This window comes from Comamonas testosteroni, assembly GCF_014076415.1.
Taxonomy (GTDB): domain Bacteria; phylum Pseudomonadota; class Gammaproteobacteria; order Burkholderiales; family Burkholderiaceae_C; genus Comamonas; species Comamonas testosteroni_F.
In genome coordinates, this window is record NZ_CP043568.1 from 1,377,909 (window position 1) to 1,394,585 (window position 16,677).

17 protein-coding genes are annotated in these 16,677 nt (G+C 63.5%); 4 read left to right on the plus strand and 13 right to left on the minus strand.

All coding sequences use genetic code 11. The features are described 5' to 3' along the window. Positions 1 to 3: 3 nt before the first annotated feature. Together F0P97_RS06270 and F0P97_RS06275 are read right to left on the minus strand one after the other, a co-directional pair. Positions 4 to 675, minus strand: coding sequence for a response regulator transcription factor (locus F0P97_RS06270; protein WP_182286081.1), 672 nt, complete (start codon positions 673 to 675; stop codon positions 4 to 6). Positions 676 to 703: 28 nt separating this feature from the next. After that, positions 704 to 1,012 (minus strand): PepSY domain-containing protein, encoded by a 309-nt coding sequence (locus tag F0P97_RS06275; protein ID WP_003057703.1) that lies wholly within the window; start codon positions 1,010 to 1,012, stop codon positions 704 to 706. A gap of 281 nt (positions 1,013 to 1,293) precedes the next feature. Between F0P97_RS06275 and F0P97_RS06280 the strand changes: the two genes are divergently transcribed. Together F0P97_RS06280 and F0P97_RS06285 are read left to right on the plus strand one after the other, a co-directional pair. Next, a complete protein-coding gene (locus F0P97_RS06280; protein ID WP_182286082.1) occupies positions 1,294 to 1,674 on the plus strand; it encodes a PepSY domain-containing protein in 381 nt (126 codons plus the stop codon). A gap of 276 nt (positions 1,675 to 1,950) precedes the next feature. Then, positions 1,951 to 2,556, plus strand: a complete 606-nt coding sequence (locus F0P97_RS06285; protein ID WP_182286083.1) for a glycine zipper 2TM domain-containing protein — start codon at positions 1,951 to 1,953, stop codon at positions 2,554 to 2,556. 191 nt (positions 2,557 to 2,747) lie between these two features. On the opposite strand, the gene F0P97_RS06290 is transcribed toward F0P97_RS06285, so the two are convergent. Continuing rightward, positions 2,748 to 3,269 carry an FKBP-type peptidyl-prolyl cis-trans isomerase gene (locus F0P97_RS06290; protein ID WP_087865947.1) on the minus strand — a complete coding sequence of 174 codons (522 nt, stop codon included), beginning with the start codon at positions 3,267 to 3,269 and terminating at the stop codon, positions 2,748 to 2,750. 235 nt (positions 3,270 to 3,504) lie between these two features. On the opposite strand from F0P97_RS06290, the gene F0P97_RS06295 reads away from it, so the two are divergent. Further along, positions 3,505 to 4,305: a DUF2076 domain-containing protein gene (locus tag F0P97_RS06295; RefSeq protein WP_182286084.1), complete on the plus strand. Its 801-nt coding sequence runs from the start codon at positions 3,505 to 3,507 to the stop codon at positions 4,303 to 4,305. 288 nt (positions 4,306 to 4,593) lie between these two features. Here F0P97_RS06295 and F0P97_RS06300 read toward each other — a convergent pair whose 3' ends face one another. The 6 genes from F0P97_RS06300 to F0P97_RS06325 all read right to left on the minus strand — a co-directional run bounded on the left by F0P97_RS06300 (position 4,594) and on the right by F0P97_RS06325 (position 10,995). Continuing rightward, on the minus strand, positions 4,594 to 6,045 hold the full coding sequence (locus tag F0P97_RS06300; RefSeq protein ID WP_182286085.1) for an aldehyde dehydrogenase: 1,452 nt from the start codon (positions 6,043 to 6,045) through the stop codon (positions 4,594 to 4,596). A 179-nt stretch (positions 6,046 to 6,224) separates the two neighbouring features. After that, positions 6,225 to 6,938: an ABC transporter ATP-binding protein gene (locus tag F0P97_RS06305; RefSeq protein ID WP_182286086.1), complete on the minus strand. Its 714-nt coding sequence runs from the start codon at positions 6,936 to 6,938 to the stop codon at positions 6,225 to 6,227. Next, on the minus strand, positions 6,931 to 7,701 hold the full coding sequence (locus F0P97_RS06310; protein ID WP_182286087.1) for an ABC transporter ATP-binding protein: 771 nt from the start codon (positions 7,699 to 7,701) through the stop codon (positions 6,931 to 6,933). The genes F0P97_RS06305 and F0P97_RS06310 overlap by 8 nt, the downstream gene beginning before the upstream one ends. Further along, positions 7,698 to 8,645: a branched-chain amino acid ABC transporter permease gene (locus F0P97_RS06315; protein WP_182286088.1), complete on the minus strand. Its 948-nt coding sequence runs from the start codon at positions 8,643 to 8,645 to the stop codon at positions 7,698 to 7,700. The genes F0P97_RS06310 and F0P97_RS06315 overlap by 4 nt, the downstream gene beginning before the upstream one ends. Next, on the minus strand, positions 8,642 to 9,517 hold the full coding sequence (locus tag F0P97_RS06320) for a branched-chain amino acid ABC transporter permease (protein ID WP_182286089.1): 876 nt from the start codon (positions 9,515 to 9,517) through the stop codon (positions 8,642 to 8,644). The genes F0P97_RS06315 and F0P97_RS06320 overlap by 4 nt, the downstream gene beginning before the upstream one ends. Positions 9,518 to 9,771: 254 nt before the next feature. Continuing rightward, on the minus strand, positions 9,772 to 10,995 hold the full coding sequence (locus tag F0P97_RS06325; RefSeq protein WP_182286090.1) for an amino acid ABC transporter substrate-binding protein: 1,224 nt from the start codon (positions 10,993 to 10,995) through the stop codon (positions 9,772 to 9,774). A gap of 215 nt (positions 10,996 to 11,210) precedes the next feature. Between F0P97_RS06325 and F0P97_RS06330 the strand changes: the two genes are divergently transcribed. Continuing rightward, entirely contained in the window at positions 11,211 to 12,191 is a 981-nt protein-coding gene (locus F0P97_RS06330) for an AraC family transcriptional regulator (protein ID WP_182286091.1), read from the plus strand. Positions 12,192 to 12,471: 280 nt separating this feature from the next. On the opposite strand, the gene F0P97_RS06335 is transcribed toward F0P97_RS06330, so the two are convergent. The 4 genes from F0P97_RS06335 to F0P97_RS06350 form a co-directional block, all read right to left on the minus strand. Next, positions 12,472 to 14,022, minus strand: coding sequence for an FAD-binding oxidoreductase (locus F0P97_RS06335; RefSeq protein WP_182286092.1), 1,551 nt, complete (start codon positions 14,020 to 14,022; stop codon positions 12,472 to 12,474). A gap of 19 nt (positions 14,023 to 14,041) precedes the next feature. Beyond that, a complete protein-coding gene (locus tag F0P97_RS06340) occupies positions 14,042 to 14,554 on the minus strand; it encodes a hypothetical protein (RefSeq protein WP_182286093.1) in 513 nt (170 codons plus the stop codon). Positions 14,555 to 14,567: 13 nt separating this feature from the next. Then, positions 14,568 to 14,888 (minus strand): c-type cytochrome, encoded by a 321-nt coding sequence (locus F0P97_RS06345; protein WP_182286094.1) that lies wholly within the window; start codon positions 14,886 to 14,888, stop codon positions 14,568 to 14,570. A 177-nt stretch (positions 14,889 to 15,065) separates the two neighbouring features. Then, positions 15,066 to 16,517, minus strand: coding sequence for an aldehyde dehydrogenase (locus F0P97_RS06350; RefSeq protein WP_182286095.1), 1,452 nt, complete (start codon positions 16,515 to 16,517; stop codon positions 15,066 to 15,068). Between the last annotated feature and the right edge of the window lie 160 nt (positions 16,518 to 16,677).

A 16,677-nucleotide genomic window follows, 5' to 3' on the forward strand; every position in this document is an offset into this window, starting at 1 on the left:
GGTTTATGTGTGGTTTGTGGGCGCAACCAGGCGATAGCCCAGGCCGCGCACGGTTTCGATCGAGCCAGCAGGCAGCTTTTTTCTCAGGCGCCCGACAAAGACCTCGATGGTGTTGGAGTCGCGGTCGCTGTCCTGCGGATAGATATGCTCGGACAGCTCGGTGCGCGAGACCACGGCGCCCATGCGCTGCATCAGCAAGGCCAGCACCTTGAATTCATGACTGGTCAGCGTCAGCGCCTGACCTTCGGCGGTGACGCGGGCCTGGCGCGAGTCCAGGGTGATGGAGCCGCATTGCCACAGCGCGCTGGCATGCGGGCTCAGGCGCCGCAGCAGCGCCCGCAGACGCGCCAGCAGCTCTTCCATGTGGAAGGGTTTGGCCAGATAGTCGTCGGCTCCGGCATCCATGCCCGCGACTTTTTCATGCCAGGCGGCTCTGGCAGTAAGGATCAGCACCGGCATGGAGCGACCCTGAGCCCGCCAGGCGCGCAGCACGCTCAGACCGTCGCGCATCGGCAGGCCCAGGTCCAGCACCGCAGCGTCGAAGCTCTCCACCTCGCCCAGGTATTGCGCCGTCTCGCCATCGGCGGCCGTCTCCACGGTGTGGCCGGCCTGCAGCAGGGCCTGATGCAGCTGCTCGCGCAGCGTGGGCTCGTCTTCAATCAGCAGAATTCGCATGCTCTACAGCCTTCCTGAGTGCCGGGGTTCACTTCTTGCGCTTCATGCTGATGAGGCTGCCGTTGCTGGCATCGATCTCCAGCTTGACCACCTTGCCATCGCTTTGCAGCAGCCGGATCTCGTAGACAAAGCGGCCATCCTCGCGGTCGAACTCCACCTTGATGACCTGGCCCTGGTATTGCTGCTCGACCTGATCCAGAACGGTGCGCAGCGGCAGCACCTGACCCTGGCGCAAGGCCTGACGGGCGAGTTCGTGATCGTTGTCGCCGGCATCCGATGTGGCGGGCCACAGGCTCAGCGCGGCAAAGCCTGCCGTTGCCAGCAGCATGGCCAGCACGGCATGAAGGGCGCGCCGGCGTGGGAGGTGCGCAGATTGCGGGTCATTCGAGGCGTTGAAAAAAGACATGGCGAGCGGGCTGGAGTTGGAGGTGATGAGGTCTGGTTGCGTGCTGCAGTCAAGGTTATAGGCCTGCATCGATGAACGAAAGCTGAATGGCGGCTTCAGAAACGGTTCAGGAGGGAATGCGAACAATCGGCTGCAACCCGCAGCAGAGCACCTCTCGCCCGGCGGGCCGTCTTCTTGTCCCCATCGTTCACCAACCGACTGCAGGAGTTTCCATGTCTCGTCTCCAAGCCCCCGTCTTTGCTATGTCCGCCCGCGTCTTGTCGCTATACCGGTCCGTGCAGCGCCGCGGCGGCATCGCCCTGCTGGGGGGCGCTGCGCTGCTGTCCGCTGGCACCTGCCTGGCCGCAGAGAACTCCCTGGCGGATCGTGCCTCGGCCTCGGTGGCTGCCGTGCGCGGCATGGCGCTCGGGCCGACCCTGTCCATCCGCGATGTCTGCGACCGGCTGGAGAAGGCCGGCTATCGCGAATTCCAGGAAGTGGAATGGGACGACGGCCTCTACAAGGTCAAGGCCACGGCCAGCGATGGACGCTTTGTGAAGCTCTATGTCGATGGGCGCAGCGGCGAAGTGCTGCGCGTACGCAGCAAAGGCTGAGCTTGCTATCTGTTTGATAGCTTTCAGCGCTTTGTAATGGCGGTTTCAAATGATATCTGCATCGAAAAGGAGTGCTGCACAGGGCAAGGCGCTATGGTTTGAAGAGTTGTAAACGGCTGCGCTTTGCTCAAAGTATTGTGAGCAAATGTGAAACCTGTCGTCCTGGCGAGCCGGTACTGCGTTGCAATGGAAAGGCAGACCGATCAAGGTTTGCAGATCAACTCATAACAGGGACTGCGGCGCATGGAATGTGCATGCGCCAATCAGGAGATTTCCATGCAAATCAATCAACGCTGGGGCCGGTTGGCCATGGTGAGCGCAATCGTTGCAGCTCTGTCGGCCTGCGCGGCCTATCCCCAGGGGGGCTACCAGAGCGGCGGCTACCAGGGAGGTTACTCCCAGGGGGCTTATTCGGGCACTGGCTACCCCGGCAGCACACAGGCCTACCCTGTGGGCAACAACCAGGTCCAGACCTATCCCGCCAATAACTGCGGCTACAACAATCCCAACTGCTACTCGCAGCAGCCTCAGCAATACGCCCAGCAGGGCCGTGTGATGAATATCGAGACCGTGCGCGTACAGGACGGCAGCGGTGTTGGCGCAGGCGGCGCGATTGCCGGTGGCGTGATCGGCGGCGTGCTGGGCAACCAGGTGGGCAAGGGCTCGGGCCGTACGTTGGCCACCATCGCCGGTGTGGCTGCAGGCGCTTTCGCCGGCAACGCCGTGCAAAACAGCATGGGCGGCGGCAGCGTGCGCGATATCTACCGCGTTACCGTGCAACTGCAGGACGGCAGCGTGCGCGCTCTGGACTTCCAGCAGCCTCCGCAGCTGAGCATAGGCGAATACGTGCGCGTGGAAGGCAACCAGATCTTCCGCCGCTGAACAGGCAAGCGCACATAACAAAAGGGACTCCGAGGAGTCCCTTTCTATTTCCTGGCCTGAAGCGATGAGTGATGCTTGAGCCTGTGGCGCAGCGTCACTCAGTGACAGCAAGCAAGAGCCTGGGCGGCCCCGCCGCCTCGCAGCGAAGCTGTCGTCCCCCGCTGGGGGACGGCGCAAAGCGCCTCAGGAGGTCAGTGAAGTGTTTCATTGCCCGGGGCCATGGGCTCGATACGGAAAAAGCCCGTACCGGCCGTGCCGCGACCGATTTCCTCTTCGGTAGCCTCGCGCACGGCTTCGATCTTGAGGTGCAGGCGGATGGCGATTCCGGCCAGCGGGTGGTTGCCGTCCAGCACCACATGCTCGGGATAGATTTCGGTGACCGTGTAGAGCAGATCGGCAGGCACGGGGTTGGTGCCCTTGGGCATGGCCGTGCTCTCGAAGCTCATGCCTTCCTCGATCTCTTCGGGAAACAGCTCGCGCTTTTCCAGGAAGATCAGGCTCTCGTCATAGTCGCCGAATGCCTCCTCGGGCTCCAGGTGCAGATCCAGCGTGGTGCCTACGCCGTGGCCTTGCAGAGCCTCTTCGATGCGCTTGAACAGGTCATCGCCGCCGACAAGGAACTCCACGGGCTCGTCCAGTACGTCCAGCTCCTCGCCCAGGGTGTCTTTCAGTGTCCAGGTCAGGGCGACCACGCATTGTTGGGTAACTTCCATGGTGTGTGTATGCAGTTGGTGGGCCGCGGGCCAGTCCCGCAGCCGAAATTGAAACGCCGCCACGACCGTGGCGCAATGGCAGGCATTGTCCCATGCGCTGCCCGGAACTGCAGCACAGGCCTTTTGTTACACCCTGCAAAAAGCACTTGCACGGCCTTCACATTGGCGCTCTTGCAGGCCTGCATACTGACCCCATCTCTGCTGCAAGTAATTTGCGGGATTAAAGGAAGGCACCATGACCTCTCAGGAACAACAACTGCTGCAAGACCTGTGCGCCAGGCTGACGCTGACCCAGGGCCAGCCCAAGGACGCGCAGGCCGATGCCGAGCTGCGCCGTGGATTGAGCAACGCGCCCGATGCGGTCTACTGGCTGGCCCAGCGCACCTTGATGCTGGAGCAAGCCATTCAGCAGGCCCAGCAGCAAATCGGCGAGCTTCAGCAGCAGGTGAAACAGGCCCAGCAAAGCCAGAGCCAGGGCGCAGGCAGCTTTCTTTCGGGTGGTCTGGGAACGCACTTCGGCCGCGCTCCCGAGCGCTATGCCGAGGACGGCGGCTACGCTGCCAATGCCCAGCCTGCATATCAGCCCCAATACCAGCCGCAGAACCAGCCGCAGAACCAGCCGCAGAACCAGCCGCAAGCAGCGCCTCAGCCCTCCAGCTGGCGCGACCGCTTCTTTGGCGGCGGCTCCGCGCCGCGCGCTGCAGCGCCGCAGGCCTACGGTCAGCCTGGTGCTTCGGCAGGCGGCAGCTTTCTCGGCAATGCCGCAGCGGCCGCTGCCGGTGTGGCGGGCGGCATGTTTCTGTTCAACGGGCTGGAGAATTTGATGGGCGGCCATCACGCCGGCTCGGGCAGTCAGAGCGGCGGCGAAAGCAAGTCGCTGGCGCAGGACAGCAGCAGCCAGGGCCTGCATGGCGACAGCGGCAATACCTCCAGCCTGGCCAATGATGCGGGCCTGGGCAGCATAGACAACTCAGCCAGCTTTGACAGCGGCAGTTGGGACGATGGCGGCGGCTTCTTTGACGATGACTTTGCCTGATTACATGCTTTGAGATTTTTGAGGCTCAAGCCCTTTTCCATCAAACGCTAGCAGCTATGGATTAGATAGTGAGAAGGAAAAAAGAAAGCCACCTGGCGTTCTCAAATCAGGTGGCTCTTTTTATTTCAGTAGCGATGGGCGCGAGCTTTAACTAGGGCGCGACCTAAGTGTGGGACAGCAAGCAAGTCCTAGGCGGCCCCGCCGCCGCGCAGCAAAGCTGTCGTCCCCCTCCGCGAAGCAGAGAGGGGGAAGCGGCGGGGCCGCCCAGGCAAAGCCGCTCAGGGGTCTTTAGAACGGATAGTGGCGTTCTGCGGTCTGCATGGTTACCCAGCGGGTTTCGGTAAAGGCATTGATGCCCTGCTGGCCGCCGAAATGGCCATAGCCCGAGGCCTTGACGCCGCCAAACGGCATCTGGGCTTCATCATGCACCGTGGGGCCGTTGATATGGCAGATGCCGGCCTCGATGCGCGCTGCCACACGCCAGCCGCGGGCCGTGTCCCGGGTGAAGACTGCGGAGGACAGACCGAACTCGTTGTCATTGGCCGTGGCAATGGCTTCTTCCTCGCCGTTCACGCGCACTATGCCCTTGACCGGGCCGAAGCTCTCCTCGTGGAAGATGCGCATCGCCGGCGTCACATGGTCGATCAGCGTGGCGGGCATCAGCGTGTTCTCGGCCTTGCCGCCGCAGACCAGTTTTCCGCCCTTGGCCAGCGCGTCATCGATCATGGCATTGCAGCGCTCCACCGTGGCCAGGTCGACCACCGAGCCCAGCACCACGGGGCCCTTGCGCGGGTCACCCAGTGGCAGGCTGCTGGCCTTGGCGGCAAACTTGGCGATGAACTCGTCGGCCACCTTGTTGTCGACCACAAAGCGCTCGGTGGACATGCAGATCTGGCCCGAGTTGGCAAACGCGCCAAAGGTGGCTGCGTTCACGGCCGCATCGATATCGGCATCGTCCAGCACCAGGAAGGGGGCCTTGCCGCCGAGCTCCAGCAGCGCAGGCTTCAAGTGTCTGGCGCAGGTCTGGCCGATGATGCGGCCCACACGCGTGGAGCCGGTAAAGCTCACGCGGCGCACGGCCGGGTGGGCCACGATGGCCTCGACCACGCTGCCCGCATCGGCGGGCGCATTGGTCACAAAGTTCACCACGCCGGCGGGCAGGCCCGCGTCCTGCAGCGCCTCGATGATCAGGCCGTGGGTGGCGGGGCAGAGTTCCGAGCCCTTGAGAATCACGGTGTTGCCGCAGGCCAGGGCCGTGGAGATGCTGCGCACGGCCAGAATCACGGGCGCATTCCAGGGCGCGATACCCAGCACCACGCCAGCGGGCTGGCGCACGGCCATGGCCACGCTGCCGGGCACGTCCGAGGGAATGATCTCGCCATTGATCTGCGTGGTCAGCGAAGCCGCTTCCAGCAGCATGCTGGCCGCCAGGTGCACGTTGAAGCCGGCCCAGATGCCTGAGGCGCCGGTTTCTGCGGCCATGGCCGCGGCAATCGCTTCGCCCTTGGCTTCCAGCGCCTGCGAGGCCTTCATCAGCATGGCGCGGCGGGCGTTCGGTCCCAGTTGCGACCAGGCGGGGAAGGCGGCGGCAGCAGCGTCGCAGGCGCGAATCGCATCCTCGGTCGTGGCTGCCGGGGCGCGTGTGGCGACGGATCCATCCAGCGGATTCTTGCGCTCAAACGTTGCGCCATTGCCGGCTGCACATTCCTGGCCGGCGATCAGCATTTTCTGTTCGATCATTTTTCATCTCCTTTTGACGTGAAAGCAGTCATCAAAGCTGCCTGTTGTTCATATCGTTGAAATTAGACGCGGCCCAGCACAGAGGTGTCGAGCAAGGGCCGCCCCGCAGCATGGGCTGCCCCAGCGATGGCACCGTCCCCCTCCGGGGGAAGCGGCGAAGCCGCTCAGGGGGAGTCATCTCAATGTTCGCCGCCCAAGTAGGCGCGTCTGACAGCAGCACTGCTGCTAAGTTCTGGTGCCGAGCCTTCGCCCACGATGCGCCCGGTTTCCAGCAAGTAACCACGGTCGGCAATGGCCAGGCTCTGGCGCGCGTTCTGCTCCACCAGCAGCACGCCCATGCCCAGCGTCTTGATGCGCGCCAGGGCTGCGAACAGCTCCTTGCACATGAGTGGAGACAGGCCCAGCGAAGGCTCGTCCAGCAGCAGGATATCGGGCTGGCTCATCAGTGCGCGGCCCACGGCCACCATCTGCTGCTCGCCGCCGCTCATGGTGCGCACGGCCTGGCCCAGACGATCGCGCAGCTTGGGGAAAAGGGCGAAGACCTGCTCCAGATTCCGGGCTTCATTGGCGCGTGCGCGCCGGGGCTGGGCACCCAGCAGCAGGTTTTCCTTGACGCTGAGATCGCCGAACACGCCGCGTCCCTCGGGCACCAGGGCCAGGCCGGCTTGCACGATGGCATGCGGCGGCAGCTGCATCAGCTCCTGGCCGGCCAGCTGCGCGCTGGCGCCGGCCTGCGGCGTGACCATGCCGCCCAGCGCCTTGAGCAGGCTGGACTTGCCGGCGCCGTTGGCGCCCAGCATGACGACCAATTCGCCGGGGTTCACCTGGAGGCTGACCTGGTGCAGCGCCTCATGCTTGCCGTAGCTCACCGAGATATTGCGCACTTCAAGCATGGCGGGCCTCCGCTGACCGGTCTTCATCTGCACTCACCTCTTCCCCCAGGTAGGCACGCACCACCTCGGGCTCCTTGAGCACCTGGGCCGTGGGGCCGTCGGCTATTTTCGTGCCCGCGTTCATCACCACGCAGCGGCTGCACAGCGCATGCACGGCGTCCATCACATGTTCGACCATGAGAATCGTCAGCCCCGTGGCCTGCAGCTGCCGGATCAGTGCAATGCCCTGCTGCAGCTCGGTAGGGTTGAGTCCGGCCAGCCATTCGTCGAGCAGCAGGATCTGCGGCTCCAGCGCCAGCGCGCGGGCCAGCTCCAGGCGCTTCTGGTTGATATAGGTGAGCTCGCCTGCGGGAGTCTTCACAAATTCGGCCAGACCCACCTGCTCCAGCAGTTGCAGGGCACGCGCGGCGGCCGGCTTTCCAAACAGAGGTCGGTGCTTGAAGGCCATGCCGGCAATGACGTTGTCGCTGCAGCTCATGGAGCCCAGCACCTTGACCAGCTGGAAGGTGCGCGCCACGCCCAGGCGGGCGATCTGGTGGCTTTTGAGCGGGTGGATGGGCTTGCCGTTGAATACGATCTCGCCGCTGTTGACGGGCAGGGCGCCCGAGATCAGATTCATGGCCGTGGTCTTGCCCGAGCCATTGGGGCCGAGCAGGCCCACGACCTCGCCTGGGTAGACGTCAAAGCTCAGTTCGTTGACGGCCACCAGGCCGCCGAAGCGCTTGGTGGCGCCGCGCACGGAAAGCAGGGTGGCGGTCTTCATGGCTGGTCTCCCTTGCTGACAGCATTCCTGCCCAGCAGCCTGGCCAGCACGCCAGACAGGCCCTGGGGAATGAAGTACACGATCACGATGAACACCAGTCCCAGCAGAATCGAGAAATGGTTGGGGAAATTGGCGCCCAGGTACTCGAACAGCAGCACCAGCGGCACGGCCCCCAGGATCGGGCCGAACAGCGCGCCGGCGCCGCCGAGCAAGGCCATGATCAGCGTCTGGAACGAGACGGCGGGAGCAAAGGCAATGCTGGGGTCGATATAGGTCCAGCGCGGAGCCATGATGGCGCCCGTGACGGTGATGAACACGGCGCTGGCGGCGAACAGCAGCAGCTTGGCCGTGGTGGTGTTGATGCCCACATGGGTGGCCACGGTCTCGTCCTCGCCGATCACGCGCAGGGCCAGACCCAGGCGCGAGCGGTTGATGAGGGCGCGCAGCGCCAGCACCAGGGCCAGCATGGCCAGCAGCTGCCAGTAGATATCGAGCTGGGTGATCTCCACGAACACATAGCGGCCCAGATCCTTGGTGATGTTGACCTCCCACCAGGTGACGAGCTGCTTGACCAGCTCGGCCAGGCCGAAGCTGAAGATCACAAAGTACACGCCCGACAGCCGCAGCGTGGACAGCCCCACGATCAAGGCCATGACCAGGCCCACGCCGGCCGCGATGCCCAGCACGGCGGCCCAGGGCAGGGACTCGCCGAACACGGCGGTGACATAGGCGCCCATGCCGAAGAAGGCGACGGTGGCCAGCGAGATATAGCGCGTCGGTCCCGAGAACAGCGCCCAGGCCGTGGCCAGCACGCAGTACATCAGGATGCTGATCATGAGCGAGAGGTAGTACTCGTCCGTCAGCCAGCGTGGCAGCAGGGCCAGGCCCAGCAGGGCGGCGGCGCTGACGGCCCAGATCAGGATTTCCTTGCGATACTGATTCATCGTGCGGCCCTCCCGAACAAGCCTGTGGGCCTGAACAGCAGCACCAGCAGGAACACCGCGTAATTGACGGCCAGCGTCAGGCCGGGGTCGACAAAGGAGGCGACCAGGGTTTCGGCAAAGCCCAGCAGCATGCCGGCGACCAGGCAACCCATGAGATTGCCCACGCCGCCCATGATGACGACGATCAGCGCCTTCATGGCAAACATGGTGCCCATGCCGGCCGAGAAGGGCAGAAACATGCTGACCAGCACGCCGCAGACCGCCACCAGTGCACCGCCCAGACCGTAGGCCAGTGCCGCCGTGCTGCGCACATTGATGCCGACCAGATGGGCGAACTGCGGTGCCACGGACACGGCGCGCACCACGGCGCCGGCGCGGGTGCGCGTCAGCAGCAGGTACAGACCGCCGCCCAGCACGATGGCAAAGCCCAGCACCAGCAGACGGTTGGCGGCGACCTTGCTGCCCAGGATCTCCACGGGTTCGGACAGATAGCTGTAGCTGTGATAGTCGCCGCCGAACATCACCAGCATGACGCCCTGCACGACGAACAGCATGCCGAAGGTGGCCAGAATCGAATCCACCTCCAGCGCCGGTCCACCCTTGGCGCGGCGCACCAGCGGGGTCAGCAGCAGCTGATAGATCAGCCACTGGATGGCAAAGCCCAGCGGCACCACCAGCAGCAACAGCAGCAGCGGCGAAACACCCCAGCTGCTCACCGCAAAAAAGGCCAGAAAGGCCGGTGCAATCAGAAACTCCCCATACGAGAGATTCATGATGCGCGCCACGCCATACTGCAGCGTCAGCCCCATGGCCACCAGGCCATAGAGCCCGCCCAGCATCGCGCCAGCGAGAAGGATGTCTATTAAATTCATAGCGTATACCGCTGGTGATTCATTGTTCTTGTTATGAAATCAATGCAAAGTTAAAGCGAGACATGCGCAACCAGCTCTTGTTTTGATAGTTCTTGCGTAGCTGGGCGAATGCTGGAATAGGCATGCCCCAGCAACGGGACAGCGAGGAAGGGCAGCCCCGCACCGAGGCTGTCGTCCCCCTCCCGCGAAGCGAGAGAGGGGGAAGCGGCGGGGCCGCCTAGGCGCAGCCGCTCAGGGGGAGTGCTTCAAGTTTTTCAGGGGGTGACTCGCGGAATCACCGCAGGTTTGACCCCCGCCCGGTTGGTTGGCGCAATTGCATTGAACTCGCCGTTCTGCCACTGGCCCACATGCCAGAGTTTGGTCAGCATCTGGCCTTCGAGCTTGACGGGGCCCAGCACGGTCTCGAAGCTGCCGCTCTTGAGCTCCTGGGTCACGGCGGCGCGGTCGATCTTGCCCACGCGCTCGATGGCCTGCTGCAGCATCTGCAGCGAGGTGTAGACGATGGGGCTGGCAAAGCGGTCCGACTCCTGCCCGGTCACTTCCTTGAAGCGCTTCAGATAGGCCAGCATCTGCGGGTTGCCGGCATCGATGCCGCCCGGCGCCATCACGCCTTCGGCCGCTGCGCCGAATTTGCCCTTGAACATGGGGAATTGCGTGCCCACGCCGGTGAACAGCACCTTGGGAGCCAGGCCCTGCGTCCTGGCCTGTTCGTTGATCAGCATGGTGTCGGGCGGGTAGGAGTAGGCCACGAAGGTATCGGCACCCTTGCCCTTGGCCTCGTTGATGATGGGCGTCATGTCCTGCGTGCCGATCGGATAGCTCTTGTCGTAGACCAGCTCGAAGCCATGCTGCTTGGCGGCCTTGCGCGTGGCATTGGCCAGCTCCACGCCAAAGCCGTCGGCGATGTTGATCATGGCGATCTTGTGGTTGATCTTGCCGTCCTTCTTGGCCTTTTCCAGCATGGCGACCAGGCCTTCGGCATATTCGCCGCCCGTGCCCAGGAAGAAGAAGGCATGCTTCCAGCGCTTGGCCAGATCGGGGGCCTTGTCGGTCACCGAGGTGGCGGCCAGCAGCGGGTATTTGTGCTTTTCGTAGGTCGGACCCACGGCCAGATTGGAGCCCGTGCCCCAGGGCGGCAGCACGAAGTCGACCTTGTCCTGGGTGATCAGGCGCTCGGTGGCGCGCACGGCCTCTTCGGTGCTGGAGCGGTCGTCGTATTCGATGACCTCGATGGGCACGCGCTTGTTGTAGGCCTTGAGCATGATGCCGCCGGCGTCGTTGATCTCCTTGACCCAGAGCTTGTAGTTGGGCGCTGTCGTCACCGAGGTACCGCCTGCGTTGACGCCGGTCTTGGCAATGGCCCAGCCGATACGGATGGACTTGGGCGCTTCCTGGGCCAGGGCCTGGCTGCACAGACCCGCCAGGGCCGTTGCCGCGACCAGGCTTTTGAGAACAAAACGCTTGTCGGCGAATGTCATGCTTGTCTCCTTTTTGATGGACGGGTGTCCGGGTTTTCGGCCATCGTAGGAAATCGCGGCGCAAGGGGCTTGTCTGTGCGTGCACTGCGTCTTGTCTGTGCATGCAAGTGTCTGTGGGTAAACACTGATTTCCCTGCGAGGCGCCGGTTTTGCCCGGGCACGGGTCCGGGTCGCTATGGATAATGAAGCATCCTGTTACTTCTTCAGGAGCCCAGATGCGGCCAGACATTCCTGCCAACCAAGTGACCGAGAAGATGACCGAGATGCAAGGTGCTCAAGCCGTGGGCGCCTGGCAGCACTGGATGTCCACGCTCTATGGCCTGGAGAGCGATGTCTATGGCGACCAGCATTTCTCGGCGCGACTGGGCACCTTCGAGCTGGGGCCGGTGGGAATGACCCGGATCGAGGCCAGCCGCCATCGCGTGCGGCGCACTTCGGCCAGCATGGCACGCCACAGCACCGACTTTCTCAAGATCGTGGCTCCCTGGCATGGCGAGGCCCGCGTCTGCCAGAACGGGCGCGAAGCCGTGGCACGCAGCGGCCAGTGGCTGATCTATGACACCACGCAGGAGTACGAGGTGCTCAACCCCGAGTGGTGCGAGCATCTGATCATCACCCTGCCCAAAAGCCGCTTCGAAGACCATGGCCGCGCCATCGATGCGCTCATGGGGGGCTATGTGGGCGGCAGCGAAGGCGTGTCCCGCATTGCGCTGGACATGATGCGCGGCACTTTTGCCGAATGCCGGGCCATGGGCCAGGGACTGGCCCAGCATGTGACGGATTCGCTGCTGCAGCTGATCCAGCTGTCCCTGCTCGACGCCTGCGGCCGTGCGGCCTCGCTGAGCGCCAGCGAGCTGCTGCTGGGCCGCATCAAGGCCTATGTGCGCCAGCACCTGCGCGATCCGGCCCTGAGCGTGGATGCCGTGGCCGCAGCGCTCAACTGCAGCAAGCGACATCTCTACAACGCCTTTGCCGATGAGCGGCTGTCCATCAGCCAGCATATCTGGGCCGAGCGCGTGGCCCTGTTCCAGCGCGAACTGCTCAGTCCTGCCAATCGCCACTGCACCTTGACGGAGCTGGCGCTGGCCAGCGGCTTTGCCAGCGGCGCGCATCTGAGCCGCCTGTTCAAGCAGCACACGGGGCAGACGCCGGCGCAGTTCAGGGCAGGCGTGCAGTCTTCGAGTCTGCTGAACTAGGCATTAAATTGGCCTTAAACCCAATCCAGAAAATCGCAAACAGCTATTGATACAATAGCAAACAAGAAGCAAGCAAGAAAAAGAAAGGCACTTGGCGTTTTCAAATCAGGTGGCTTTAAAAATTTGAGGCTAGGGCGCAGCAATTGAACAGGCATGCCCCATCAAAGGACAGCAAGCAAGTCCTAGGCGGCCCCGCCGCCGCGCAGCAAAGCTGTCGTCCCCCTCCCGCATTGCGAAGCAAAGCGAGAGAGGGGGAAGGCGCAAAGCGCCTCAGGGGAGATCAAATGTTTATTCCGCACTTGCCCGGAGCCAGGATCCCATTGGGGTCCAGAGCACGCTTGATCTTGCGCTCGATATCGCGCTTGACCGGACCGTAGCTCTGCGCCACGCGCTCCTGGAAGGCTGTGTTCACGCGGTACACGGCATAGCCTTCCTTTTCGAACTCGTCCAGCAGCTCGGCAAAGCAGGCGTTGGCTCGCTTGGTTTCCTCTTCGTTGCTGCGGTCGTAGAGCACATCGATGACATGGTGCATATCGCGCCAGCCGACGATGAACTCGCCCACATAGTCCAGGCCATGCTTGTTGAGGATCTTCTTGGCCAGCGACTTCTGCTTGTCGCACTCGCTGCCGCGCGCCTGCGACACAGGGGCGAACCACATCGAGCCGCCACCTCCGCGCCAGTTGTAGAGGCCGAATTCCTGCAGGTTGGGCACGCCTGACATGAGCTGGGCACGGTACTTGAAGGGCTGGGTGTCTCCGGCCATCTCCTCGGTGATCAGGCGGCCCTTGCCCAGCTTCTTGAGTGCGTCCTGCACGATCTTGAAGTTGACGTCGACCTGCTCCCTGGTGCCGTACAGCGCGGCGTAGACATTCCAGGCGCCCAGATGCTTGTCCTTCTGGATCTGCTTGAGGATGGCGTCGGGCGTGTGGCCGGGCTCGGTGGTGTAGTCCGAGCGGCGGGTATTGCATGTCGAGGCTTCCCACAGCACGCCGGCAATCACCACCGAATTGGGGATGACCTGGGCGATGCGCAGGGGGCGGATGAATTCCACGATCTCGGAAATATCGCTGTCTTCGTCGAACTGGATTTCCAGTGGCTTGAAGACCGGGGGCTTGGGCATCAGCCAGAAACCCATCTTGGTGCAGATGCCGTAGTTGGACTGGGTGAACATGCCGTCCAGCGTCGGGCCGTAGCCCCATTTGAATACCTGCCAGGCCTTGTCGCCCTTGACGCCTCCCATGCCGGTGCGCAGCACATCGCCGTTGGCCATCACCACTTCCATGCCGCACTGCATCATGAAGTGTTCGCCATAGGGGGTGTAGCCCACGCCGCGGTCCATGGTGTTGCCCAGAGGACCGGCAATGCCCGAAGGTGCCGAGAACGACAGCATCAAGGGAATCTTGTTCTCTTCGAGGTAGTCGTAGAGCATCTGGTAAGTCACGCCGGGCTCGACCAGGGCCGTGCACAGTTCGGGGTCCACGTGGATGATCTTGTTCATCTTGCGCAGATCCAGCACCACCTGGCCGCGCTGACCCGGTGCGGCCGAGCCGTAGCCGAAGTTGCGGCCGGTGGAGATGGTCCACACAGGCACCTTGTGCGCGTTGCAGATCTTGACGACCTCTTGCACCTGCTCCACGGTGGTGGCAGTCACCACGGCGGAAGGCGTGTGCTCTTCGGTGGGCACAGCCATCATCACCTTGGTGTAGGGACGAACCAGCTCGTCCTTGATCATCACATTGTCTTCGCCCAGGACTTTCTTGAATTGGGCGATGGCCGCATCAAAGCTGCTCTCGCTCATGCCCTTGGGCAGGGCCATGTATTTGCTTGTCATGCTCTGCTTTCCTTGTTTCTTAGATTACGCAGCTAAAGGACACGCAGGCTTGCTTGCCTGCTGCTGCCGTGGTGTTCATGACTTGACCGGACGCCAGCGACCGACCCAGCGCCTGGGCCCAGTCGGCGGCAGCGCCGTCCACGCGATGGTGTTCCACGGCCAGCACGCGGCCACCGCTGGAGCGGACCAGGTCCAGCACCAGCGTGGCCGAGGCGTCATCCAGCAGGCCCAGCAACAGGGTTTCCCGACTGTCGGCCAGCAGCTCGCCCAATTGGTTGAAAGCGGCGCTGTCCAGACCTTGAAGGCCGGTGTGCACCGCGTTGCGGGTCGTGCTCTGAACACCGGCCACAAAGGCCTTGTCCAGCGCACTGGCGTGCATGGAGGATGTCACGGCCAGCACCTCGGCAGAACGTGTAGCTGCGCCGGTGGAGCGGCCTGCAGCGGAAGAGGCAGCCTGTGCCCAGCCTATGCCGGAGACAGCCAGACCTGCAGCGGTCAGACCTTTGAGAAGGGAGCGACGATCGGCTTGCATTGCATCGTTCTCCTTACTTCTTGGCTGGCTCGGCAGCCTTGGGGGGCTCTGTCTTGGACAGGTAGTTTGCCAGGTCTTCCAGCGTGGCATCGTCGATGTCGGTCACGCGAAAGGAGGGCATGGCGTTCATGCCGTTGCGCGCAATGACCACGTAGGTCGCGGGCGGAAAGCCGCGTCCCTTGATGACGGGGCCTATGCCGGCTTCATGGCATTTGGCACAGGTCTTTTCGTAGAAGCGCTGGCCGGGGCCAGTGCCGTGAGAGTCCGCAGCCGAGGCGGCGAGGCTGAGGCCAGACAGCAGGGCTGCCAGGGCCAGTCGGGAGGCATGTTTCAACGTGGGTCTCCGGTGGTTCTGTGGGGCGGCAGACACAAGGCGCAGGTTGGGGTTCGCGCCTTGCCCATGCGGGCGGCTGCACCTGAGGTCTTTGCCTCATGGCCCAGTGCCCGCGATGGAGGTTTCAAGCGAAGACAGCAGTCAGGCCAGCCGGCTATGGCTGCTGTCCTGGGCGCTTTAGAAGGGGTAGTGACGTGCGGTGGTCTGCATGGTGATCCAGCGGGTGTCGGTGAAGGCATCGATGCCGGCCTGCCCGCCAAAGTGACCGTAGCCCGAGTTCTTCACGCCGCCGAAAGGCATCTGTGCTTCGTCGTGCACGGTGGGGCCGTTGACATGGCAGATGCCCGCCTCGATGCGGCCGGCCACGCGCCAGCCACGGGCCGTGTCCCTGGTGTAGACGGCGGAAGACAGGCCGAACTCGTTGTCGTTGGCCATGGCGATGGCCTGCTCTTCGCCACGCACGCGCACGATGGCTTTCACCGGGGCAAAGGTCTCTTCACGGAAGATTCGCATCTCGGGAGTCACTCCGTCTATCAGCGTGGCGGCCATGAGGGTGTCGCTGGCCTTGCCGCCGCAAAGAATCCTGGCGCCCTTGCCCACGGCGTCGTCGATGAGTTCGTTGACGCGGTGCACGGTGTTCATGTCCACGACGGAGCCCAGCACCACAGGGCCTTTGCGGGGATCGCCCAGAGGCAGGGTTGTGGCGCGGGCCACCAATTTTCCGATGAACTCCTCGGCCACGGCCTCGTCCACGATGATGCGTTCGGTGGACATGCATATCTGGCCCGAGTTGGCGAAGGCGCCAAAGGTGCAGCCAGCCACTGCGGAGTCGATGTCGGCATCGTCCAGTACCAGGAATGGGGCCTTGCCGCCCAGCTCCAGGATGACGGGCTTGAGGTATTTGGCACAGGTCTGGCCGATGATGCGACCTACGCGCGTGGAGCCGGTGAAGTTCACGCGGCGCACGGCGGGGTGGGCCACCATGGCTTCGACCACTGCACCGGCGTCTTCGGGCGCATTGGTCACAAAGTTCACCACGCCGGGCGGCAAGCCGCCTTCCTGCAGCGCTTCGATGATCAGGCCGTGGGTGGCGGGACACAGTTCCGAGCCCTTGAGGATCACGGTATTGCCGCAGGCCAGGGGCGTGGCAATGGCGCGCACGGCCAAAATGATGGGGGCATTCCAGGGGGCGATGCCCAGCACCACGCCGGCAGGCTGGCGCACGGCCATGGCCATGCTGCCGGGAATGTCCGAAGGAATCAGCTGGCCGTTGATCTGGGTGGTCAGCGATGCGGCTTCGAGAAACATATTGGCCGCCAGATGCACATTGAAGCCGGCCCAGATGCCGGAGGCACCGGTTTCTGCTGCCATGGCTGCGGCAAAGGCCTCGGCCTTTGCTTCCAGGGCCTGGGAGGCCTTCATCAGCATCAACCGGCGCTGCGTGGGGCCCAGGGCTGCCCAGGCAGGGAAGGCCGCCTGAGCGGCTTCCACGGCACGCACGGCGTCGGCTGTCGTGGCGGCCGGGGCGCGCGTGGCGACCGATCCGTCCAGAGGGTTTCTGCGCTCGAAAGTGGCGCCATTGCTGGCCTGTGCGGTCTGACCGCCGATGAGCATGCTTTGTTCAATCATCTTTGCTTCCTTCACTACCAAGGGCGCGTGACCGCGGTCACTGCTTGTTGCTGCAAGTTGAAAAAGTGGGAGCTGGTGTCGTTGCACAAGGCTTGTGTCACCGGGCTTGTCTCCACCTTTTGTGGTGTTTCGCCTGACACTGGCGTGTGTGAGATCGTAG

Excerpts from the sequence above, each read along its gene's own strand:
- F0P97_RS06335 (WP_182286092.1), bottom strand. The coding sequence starts at position 14,022 with ATGACAAGCAAATACATGGCCCTGCCCAAGGGCATGAGCGAGAGCAGC.
- F0P97_RS06295 (WP_182286084.1), top strand. The coding sequence starts at position 3,505 with ATGACCTCTCAGGAACAACAACTGCTGCAAGACCTGTGCGCCAGGCTG.
- F0P97_RS06280 (WP_182286082.1), top strand. The coding sequence starts at position 1,294 with ATGTCTCGTCTCCAAGCCCCCGTCTTTGCTATGTCCGCCCGCGTCTTG.
- F0P97_RS06290 (WP_087865947.1), bottom strand. The coding sequence starts at position 3,269 with ATGGAAGTTACCCAACAATGCGTGGTCGCCCTGACCTGGACACTGAAA.
- F0P97_RS06270 (WP_182286081.1), bottom strand. The coding sequence starts at position 675 with ATGCGAATTCTGCTGATTGAAGACGAGCCCACGCTGCGCGAGCAGCTG.
- F0P97_RS06310 (WP_182286087.1), bottom strand. The coding sequence starts at position 7,701 with ATGAAGACCGCCACCCTGCTTTCCGTGCGCGGCGCCACCAAGCGCTTC.
- F0P97_RS06305 (WP_182286086.1), bottom strand. The coding sequence starts at position 6,938 with ATGCTTGAAGTGCGCAATATCTCGGTGAGCTACGGCAAGCATGAGGCG.
- F0P97_RS06330 (WP_182286091.1), top strand. The coding sequence starts at position 11,211 with ATGCGGCCAGACATTCCTGCCAACCAAGTGACCGAGAAGATGACCGAG.
- F0P97_RS06340 (WP_182286093.1), bottom strand. The coding sequence starts at position 14,554 with ATGCAAGCCGATCGTCGCTCCCTTCTCAAAGGTCTGACCGCTGCAGGT.
- F0P97_RS06285 (WP_182286083.1), top strand. The coding sequence starts at position 1,951 with ATGCAAATCAATCAACGCTGGGGCCGGTTGGCCATGGTGAGCGCAATC.
- F0P97_RS06315 (WP_182286088.1), bottom strand. The coding sequence starts at position 8,645 with ATGAATCAGTATCGCAAGGAAATCCTGATCTGGGCCGTCAGCGCCGCC.
- F0P97_RS06325 (WP_182286090.1), bottom strand. The coding sequence starts at position 10,995 with ATGACATTCGCCGACAAGCGTTTTGTTCTCAAAAGCCTGGTCGCGGCA.
- F0P97_RS06300 (WP_182286085.1), bottom strand. The coding sequence starts at position 6,045 with ATGATCGAACAGAAAATGCTGATCGCCGGCCAGGAATGTGCAGCCGGC.
- F0P97_RS06350 (WP_182286095.1), bottom strand. The coding sequence starts at position 16,517 with ATGATTGAACAAAGCATGCTCATCGGCGGTCAGACCGCACAGGCCAGC.
- F0P97_RS06320 (WP_182286089.1), bottom strand. The coding sequence starts at position 9,517 with ATGAATTTAATAGACATCCTTCTCGCTGGCGCGATGCTGGGCGGGCTC.